This window comes from Uliginosibacterium paludis (genome assembly GCF_039631355.1).
In the GTDB taxonomy this organism is placed as follows: Bacteria; Pseudomonadota; Gammaproteobacteria; order Burkholderiales; family Rhodocyclaceae; genus Uliginosibacterium; species Uliginosibacterium paludis.
Genome location: NZ_JBDIVF010000011.1, coordinates 86,023 through 93,982 on the forward strand (window position 1 = coordinate 86,023; position 7,960 = coordinate 93,982).

5 protein-coding genes are annotated in these 7,960 nt (G+C 56.2%); 1 reads left to right on the forward strand and 4 read right to left on the reverse strand.

All coding sequences use genetic code 11. The features are described from left to right. Positions 1-41: 41 nt before the first annotated feature. From ABDB87_RS18265 to ABDB87_RS18275, 3 genes are read right to left on the reverse strand one after another with little or no spacing between them, the layout of a single operon-like run. A complete protein-coding gene (locus tag ABDB87_RS18265) occupies positions 42-1,328 on the reverse strand; it encodes an AAA family ATPase (protein ID WP_345929747.1) in 1,287 nt (428 codons plus the stop codon). Further along, on the reverse strand, positions 1,321-3,573 hold the full coding sequence (locus tag ABDB87_RS18270) for a hypothetical protein (RefSeq protein ID WP_345929749.1): 2,253 nt from the start codon (positions 3,571-3,573) through the stop codon (positions 1,321-1,323). Before ABDB87_RS18270 ends, ABDB87_RS18265 begins: the two co-directional genes overlap by 8 nt. Then, positions 3,561-4,460, reverse strand: coding sequence for a TnsA endonuclease N-terminal domain-containing protein (locus tag ABDB87_RS18275; RefSeq protein WP_345929751.1), 900 nt, complete (start codon positions 4,458-4,460; stop codon positions 3,561-3,563). The genes ABDB87_RS18270 and ABDB87_RS18275 overlap by 13 nt, the downstream gene beginning before the upstream one ends. A gap of 478 nt (positions 4,461-4,938) precedes the next feature. Here ABDB87_RS18275 and ABDB87_RS18280 point away from each other — a divergent pair, with 478 nt between their 5' ends. Further along, positions 4,939-5,490 (forward strand): hypothetical protein, encoded by a 552-nt coding sequence (locus tag ABDB87_RS18280; protein ID WP_345929754.1) that lies wholly within the window; start codon positions 4,939-4,941, stop codon positions 5,488-5,490. Positions 5,491-5,629: 139 nt separating this feature from the next. On the opposite strand, the gene ABDB87_RS18285 is transcribed toward ABDB87_RS18280, so the two are convergent. Beyond that, positions 5,630-6,679, reverse strand: coding sequence for a hypothetical protein (locus ABDB87_RS18285; protein ID WP_345929756.1), 1,050 nt, complete (start codon positions 6,677-6,679; stop codon positions 5,630-5,632). Between the last annotated feature and the right edge of the window lie 1,281 nt (positions 6,680-7,960).

The following is a 7,960-nucleotide window of genomic DNA, read 5'->3' on the forward strand; positions in this document are numbered from 1 at the left end:
GCGGGCGGAGCCTTGTTTGGAAACGCTAGTTTTACGCAGTGCTACAGGGGGTGTCCGAGCGCCTCCCAGAGATCGAAATCATCTGGCATGAGATCCTCGAAGCGCTCCATCAACTGCGGATTGCCCGAGTTCAGTGCCTGAACGGCAGGCATGACCGGAGCCAGCGTGGTTTTGGCTCCAGCCATCAAGTCCTCCAGCCGCAACCGATCTTCGTTGCGCTCGAATGCGATTCGATGTGCTGCGATCCACAGCCCCACCAGAAGACGCGGGATTCCCGCTGTCAGTTCAATCAGAAGGTGTGCGAGTTCGTCACTCATCTGTAGCGGGGTTGAAACGTACTGGTGACGTAGCAATGCCGGCAGGAAGACGCCTACAAACTCTGCGTCATCGACCTGAAATGGCTGGAATCGGTGATGCCCAAGGGAAGATATGCGCTGCGACACCGAAAACCGGCTTCTGAGCGCGTTCAATCCGTCAGGTGTGCCTGATATGCATAGGGCCATGCCCCATTCGTTTGCGATAGAAAGGATCCACTTGAGCATCTGGTCTTCAACGATAGGAAGACCAGCCCAGTAGTCGTCGATATGGTGACCTGCCCCCTTCTTGCCGTTTGTTCTGGACTTGCGCTGGCTCAGTGTGGCGAGTTTGAACAGGTTCTGGATTTCGTCCAGGTGCAGGAGTCCAAGGAAGTGGCTGCTGGCGATTTGTCGCCACTCTTCCAGCATGCGCGGACCGTATCTTCGTTGTTGTGCCAGGGTGTGCGCGAAGCGCGGCTCGCCCTTGTGGAAGGGCAGCATAGCGCGATCCCAAGCCTTCATCAGTACCTCTGCCAGATCCACGGTTCGGCCGCTGGGAGGGACGCACACAGAAACCCATGCGACCTGGAGATGCTTGCCGGCGAAGTTAGGGAGTCGGTCGTGCGCAATGATCTGCGGATAGCGCTTGAGGAGGCGCGTGACCGCTTCGGTTTTTCCTGTTCCGGAATGGCCAACCAGAGACACGACGCCCGCCGGCATGTTTAGGGCCGGCTGGATCACCGGCTCCTTCATTAAGGCAGACCACACTTCCGGTGAATGGGGGGAGCGCTGTGCATAACTGTGTCGCGTGGCCAGGTCCAGACTTTCTGCCAGACGCAGTTCCTCGATACGTGGCAGGTGCATCTCGCGCAACTGCATCAACCAGTGCAGTCTCACGGCATAAGGCAGGTTTGCGATATCTGGCGGTCTAGCCGGCGTTTGGAGTAATGCCCGGCTCATCTCGCGACGATCCCGGATGGGCCCCAGGGCATTGATGAAGGGATTGTCGCCGTAAGGGGAAAGATCATTCATGATCGTTCTCCGGAGATTGCTCGTCTAGCAATTGCGCCATCCAGGCGAGGTGGTCTTGCCCCGCGTCGTTCATCGCTTCGCGAGGGGGGCGTGCGTTGAAGGGGCGTCCTGAATCGGACAGATCTTGTGGCGGGAGGCTGCTTTCGAGCTCCATCTGCCGCGCCGTGGTGATATCAGGCCGCCCTCCTTTTGAGAGCGCGTCTGCTTCGCGCGTACGGCTTTTAGCATTGCGGATAAGCTGAGTCTCGCGTTCAAGCGCCTGAAGGCGGATCAGATTGGTCTCGTGTTCACGCTTCGCGTTGCTTTGTGTGTGATGCTCCATCTGATCAACGAAATCGAACAATGGAGTGTGCGGCGGGGCAATTGCGGTATCGGCGAGATCCAGTTCAATGAGGCCGGAGCTTGGAAGGATCCAGGTTTTCGAGAGCGAGGCAGGGTGGTAGTTGCCGGGCAGCTTCCAGCCATGGCGATTTCGCGCGAGAAATCCCCACTCATCTTCCAGGCCCGGGGGCCATCCATAGTCGAGTTGGCCCTTGAATACCCCGTTCCTGGTGACATGTGCCGGGCTGGCAGGCAGCATGTCCGTGATCAGTGTCGTTCTTGTAAACTCCCGTTGTGTGCCAATCCCCATGTCATGGCCGAAGCGCCAGAGCCCCGCAGGGCTGGGTACGACGCCGCAAGCCTTCATGGTGGCGTCCAGCCGATGCGCCCGATTGGCGGTGAGGTTGTAGCGCCAGAACACCGTGTAGAGATACTCGACAAATTCCGGCAAGGTCATGACGGACAAGCCAGGGCGGTACTGCCGGATTTCCAGTTCTTTGCGGCGCGCATCAATCGCTCCCGGGATGGCCTGGATGCGATCCTTGCCAATGCGGTGGAGAACTTCCGTCATGCCGTGCCAGTCCGGGCGCCGGGGCGGTGTGAAGGATTCGTCCGGCACATACATCCCGAAAAACCGTCCCCCCTGGGATTTGTACTCGCCGTTGTCCATCCACAGTGAGGCGGGGAGCGTCGGCAAGGGATTCAAGGCCAGGCTGAAGGAAAAGCCATACAGTGCAGACATCAACTCCGGGGGCGCCACGCAGTTGAACAGCGCGATCTTGGCTGTAGGCCAAGAGGGGTGCTGCAGACAGACATGAAAGCCCATGACGGCAGTCGACCACACATCCACGATGACATAGACGACTGGGCGTCCAACGATCCACGTGCGGTTGAGGATCGAACGCAGATAAATATCGCCCACGGTCGAGTCGATGCACCAGGTGTGCCCGGGACCGGGGATGCCCTTCCATGCTTTTTCTTTGAGACTGCGGTGGTTGCGCTGGAAATGACCGGCTGTTGTCTTATTTTGCAGCTCCTCCATTTTCGGGATCGTGCTGGTGAGCACTCGAATGATCTGCCGTCGGTTTGGGTACTGACCCTGGCGAAGATCCACCGCAACGGGCACGCCATTGACGAAGGTGTAGGCCTGGACAAATGCATGTTTGAGAATGCGGTCAATGCGCTCCGGCATCTTCATGCGCAGCTTTGAATTTTTCTTGTCGGCTCCAAGGATCTTGATGATCCATTCGGTCGACACACCGGGTTGTTGCGGCGGTGCTTCGGTCTGGACCTTGCGTGCGAGTCGTTCTGCGTTGGTCTTTCGGCCTGCTTTGCGGCGTCCGCCCGGATCGCAGGGACGCGGTTGGCCTGGGGCACCGCATCTGAAGCGCCGGTCACGCAGGGATTTTTCATGGAACCCGAAACGGATCAGCAGCGAGAGTATTTTGTTGGCCTGTGCGCGACTGCACCCCAAGGCCATTGTTTCCTTGATCAGAGGGCCAAATGTTCCATGGATGAGCAGGGATTCTCGAAGGTACTTGGAATCTAGGAGGAGACGCGCGAGCTGACGCCGCCGGTCAAACTCTTGCTGTCCTCTCTCACTTTGCGGTGGCACGAAATACGGGCGCTCAAGCTCAAATTCAATCGGTAGCAACAGATGCTCCGACGCGAGGGATTCCAACTCTGGGCGGTGAAACCAGATGATGGCTGTTGTGTTGGGGAGGGCGGGTTTAGCACGCCGACGAGCCGTGTGTTCGAGACGACGGCGTCCTCCGCGCGCGGTGCGCTGATCGTCATCTGACGGCGAAACGATTTCAACCAATGCCGTCTTTTTTCGTGCGGGCTCATCGAGGATCACGCGATAAAAGTGCTCCCCGGAATCCGTAACGAGCTTGATCACGCTGTTGTGTCTCAGTTGGTCCATGCGTCACCTCCCGAGACCACCGAGTTCTGCGCCCAGAAAACTTCCTTCGGCAGGAGATCCACACGCTCGGTCGGACGCCACCCCACGGTGAGTCGCATGGGAATGCGGCCCAGCCAAACGGCTCTCCAGAACGCTTCTTGTGCCGCAGTCATGGAGTTGAAACGCTCGCGCAAGGGCGCCAGGATGGAATGCAGTGGCATGCCCTGAAGATGGCGCGCAAACCACATCGCGGCTTCGAGGTGATCGGGAGGAGGTGAGGAGATCAATCCCCAGTGCCAGGTGCGCACGAGGGTCTCGGTCACTCGAGACAGCAGGAGCTTCTCGGTGATGAGGCGACAGGGGACGCCGCGTACTCGCCAGTACTCGCGCTCGAGGGCCAATAACTGACGGCGCCTCGGCGTGTTGGTGTCGCTTGCGTACTTGCAGCTCAGCGCCATCAGCCGAAGTTTTCCGTCAGCACTTTTGAGCGTAACGAGCTGATCCGTCGTCATCACCCATGGTGCTTGTTCTCCCTGGAAGCGGAGGATGGGGTGACGGATGCCGAGCTTTCGTGCCAAATCCAGCGTGCCAGGGTAGAGCCTGTAGGGCGGTGCTGCGCGATAGGCCACGAGCTCATGGGGCGCGGTGGTCAGGGACAGGGGGTGCTGCTCCCTCAGGTCGTGATGATCGGGATGCATCCAGGCTTGCAGTGCTGTGTTGCGCTCCAGATCGGACAGGAAGTCATGGGACCGGCCGTGCAGGGTCACAATGTGCGAACGTCCCCGGCTGCTCGGGTCTCCCCGAGTGACTTGATGCCAGGCAGAATAATCTGCGTGAATGCCTTGCCCTCGGCCTTGCCGGACGAAGCGAGCGAGTACGGTGGGTGTAAATCGTTTGGTGGTTCTCATGCTCAATCTCCTGCCGCCGGGGTGAGGGAGGTCCTCGCTCACCGAACGGCTTGCGAAAAAACGAAAACAGGGGATTGACGGACTGCGGATGCAGTCCTAGACTGGACTCAGCGAAAGTTCAGTTGGGGCGTCAATCCCCGACAAGATGTAAAGAAAACTGCCCGCTTGGCGCTCCAACGCCTCGCGGGCTTTTCTTTTTTCTGAAGTGAAATGCTATCTCGCTTGAGATCTCCTCCTGAAAATCGCGGCTTCGGATGTGAATCCGCATATTCAGACTAACGCTAGTTTTTAATTATTCAAAGTCTTTTATTTGGTTTTGATTGGCGTATCTGTGTGCTTTTTTTATATTTCCAACGTTGGAAATGTTTTGAGAAGTACTTTTTTTGTAGCAGAGCTGGTTGTTTGTGTGTTGTGCGTCTTTATTTGATAGCGGCCGTTTTTTTTGTAATACATTTAGGTTTTTGATGTGAGGGGCGAAATGTCCGTACCTCCGGTGAGACAAGGGGCTTGTGGGCTGCTCAAGGTGTTTTTGGATTGTGAGTTCACGGATTTCATCCAAATCGACCTGATCAGCATTGCGCTGGTCAGTGAAGATGGGAGGGAGTTTTATGCCGTGCGTTCAGATTTTCTGGAGCAGGATTGCTCGGATTTTGTGAGAGCGGCTGTGCTGCCGCTCCTTGAGTCGGACCCATCAATAAGGATGTCTCGAGAGACGCTGAGTCAGCGCTTGCATGATTGGCTGGCTTCGTTGCCGGATTTCATGATCGCTTGCGACTCACATCATGATCGGGATCTATTTGCCGACGCACTGAATTACAAACCCGTTGCCAAATTTAGGGGCTGGATCAATCTCAATGCTTTGCCCGAAGATATGAAGGCTGTATTTCATCGTGAGGCCGCTCGGTATCACGATATTCCGGGTAGCCCTTGGCATCATGCGCTCCACGATGCGCGTGCACATCGAGCTGGCTGGATGGGGGCAAAGTCAGCAGATTTTTCTTTCGGTGATGTTGTGGATCCGCGCGTATGAGTCGACGGCGAGCCATTAACCGAAAACGTAAGTTTTATGTGTGGGAACGAAAGCTGCCGCGACGCCGCTATCTGCTGAGGGGCTATGGGCTGCGCAGAGCGAGGACGAGCAATTCCAGATTATCGATGAGTGGGAAAATTTAATCCCGATCGGGCGTGAAATCACCTGATAATTGGGGTGGGCAGCGCAGTCGGTAGCCGCTCAAAGTTGCTTTGTCGAAACTGAAGACATGTTCTCGCGGGCTGCTTTCGCATCGTCCAACGATACGCCGTGGAAAGTCAGGCTCGCCATAGTCGAGCAGAATCTGGCCGCCGCAGGTTGGGCATTGCGCTACATATTTGGCCATACGGGCGCGCTTCGGAGCATCGGTATTCGGTCGATAAAGTTCCAGACATACGCTGCGCTCTCTGAAGCCAAGCATGCTCTCCGGTGTCATGACGATCTGGTCATCAGCCCATCTTGTGACATGCTCAATCTCTCGTTTACAACACCACACTGCCAAGCCTGCGAAGATGATCAAAGCCAGATCAATTGTCGTGAGCGGTCTCGGACTAAGTACAAGCAGGAGCAGCGATCCTGCTGTAATCAGTCCTAAAGCGAAAATCCAGAGGAGCGTGGGCCAGATTAGAAACCATTTTCGCCACCCTTCGGCGGTGTATTCCCGGTCAAACAAAAGCTTTGCCCAGCCAGCGATTGCAATGGTCTCTGCAGGGATATACGCAATGTCCTGGTGGTGGATGCCGAGCGTTCGGGCTGGGACTCCCTTCGCGATCTCGACAGGACAAGCTATCAACGCAATCAGGGCTTGATTGCCTGCGCCGCCGTCACTTTCATGTTTGATGATGTCAGGATAGTGACTAAACCCGTGGTTGGCTGCGAACTGGTTTAGGCCGGGGCCGTATTTGCTCTTGAACGCCCTGAGCGTCTTCCAGTGTCTGCTGAACCAAGCGCTGGGATCCTGTTCCGCCTCCCCTGAGACAGCAAGCTGTAAAGAACGGTAGTTGAAGCGCGGATCTTTGCCTTCTTCAAGCCGGTCAAGGGTCTCGTCTGCTAAATGCTGCAGAACGTCATATAGCTGATTGTTTTTCCTGTGGGCGATCAGATAACGTTGCAGGCAAGCCGCAGCGCTACGAAGCGAGGAGCTGTCGGTGTCTGTTTGTTCTTCGGTAAGCTTTTGATTGCTAGCCATATTTTTCCCTGTGTTTAGGGTAGTGCGAGCGTTTGATAGTGATGCTGCCCGTTGTTCAGGGCTTAGTCTGGCCTCGTTTTCAGCAAAGAGGCTTGTACGATGTCTAACGTATATTTAATCAATGGTGTCGAGGTTACAACGAGGATGCTGCCTTCGGGGGATATGGTGGTATGGCACCCTGCAGGTTCTGTGGTGCGAAGCGTTGTTGAGTCTATTTGCCGAGGGAGAGGGTACTGGGACCCGAGGTATCGGAACTGGATCGTCAAAGGTGGGTGCGTGGCGAGCGCTTTGATGGAGTTGGAGATGACGCAGCTAAAGTCCAGCTAGAGATAGCTCGAGTCGTTGAGTTTTAATGATCCGCGCAGTGTGCATGAGCGTTGTTCTCTTGCTAATATGTCTCGAAACGTAGCTGCCGTCTTGTTTTCGACTTTAAAAGAAGTGAAGTTAAACAACACTCACTCTGAAGCCGCATTATGACGAACCCGCTGTTTTTGACTTTAATTGTCTGGAATAGTTGTTGTTCCAGACAATTAAAGTCGAAAACAGGTCATTAAAGTCGAAAACAAGCGAAGGCCCCGCAAACGCCCCTCAAAGGCTTGCGGGGCCTTGCTTTTGGCGGTTTTCAGGATTGAAGGCCTGTTTTGCCGGATCGAGCGCCCAAAGTCAAAAACAAGGGGCTGAAAGCCTTGTGCGGCAGGGGTTTCGGTCTTTGTGCCGCGGCGGTCGAAAAGACGGTGTCGGGGGAGCATTTTCGGCTGGCATGCTGCCGCGAGAGGCGTATGGGGGCAGGTTTTGGAGCAGGGCTTAACGCCAATGGCTCCTGCCAACCCGTTGCGGACGTTCGTGAAGTTGAAAAGCGGGCGTTCAGTCGTAGGGCGGAGTGCCAACTCCGCCACCCGGAATAACGCACGCAGTTACGTACGGGGGAAACATCCGGTGCGGTTGGCACCGCACCCTACGCTTCAGGCATGTCTCGGCGACCCCGCTGTACGAGGTACGATTCGGGCACGCATTCCGGGTGAGGGCCTTGCCGCAAGAACATGCCCCGCATTCCCCCTTCGCGTTCATTCAGGCGACTGGCTGCGCCCTTCACCGAATTTTTTCAGGAGCGGCAGGAGCTCCCTGAACGCGTCCAGATAGTCGTCATCCTCGCAGTGGCGAGAAGCGCGGGCCCTGAAGAACAGCTCGGCGCGCACTTCGTCCACCCGAGTTCGACAGTTCGTCGCGTAAGTTGTTGATTCGTATATGAGCGAATCTCAAACGTGCCCCTACAAGAAAGTG

What these genes read in the sequence shown, in the direction of transcription:
- ABDB87_RS18285 (WP_345929756.1), bottom strand. Translation starts at nt 6,679, where the DNA reads ATGGCTAGCAATCAAAAGCTTACCGAAGAACAAACAGACACCGACAGC.
- ABDB87_RS18280 (WP_345929754.1), top strand. Translation starts at nt 4,939, where the DNA reads ATGTCCGTACCTCCGGTGAGACAAGGGGCTTGTGGGCTGCTCAAGGTG.
- ABDB87_RS18275 (WP_345929751.1), bottom strand. Translation starts at nt 4,460, where the DNA reads ATGAGAACCACCAAACGATTTACACCCACCGTACTCGCTCGCTTCGTC.
- ABDB87_RS18270 (WP_345929749.1), bottom strand. Translation starts at nt 3,573, where the DNA reads ATGGACCAACTGAGACACAACAGCGTGATCAAGCTCGTTACGGATTCC.
- ABDB87_RS18265 (WP_345929747.1), bottom strand. Translation starts at nt 1,328, where the DNA reads ATGAATGATCTTTCCCCTTACGGCGACAATCCCTTCATCAATGCCCTG.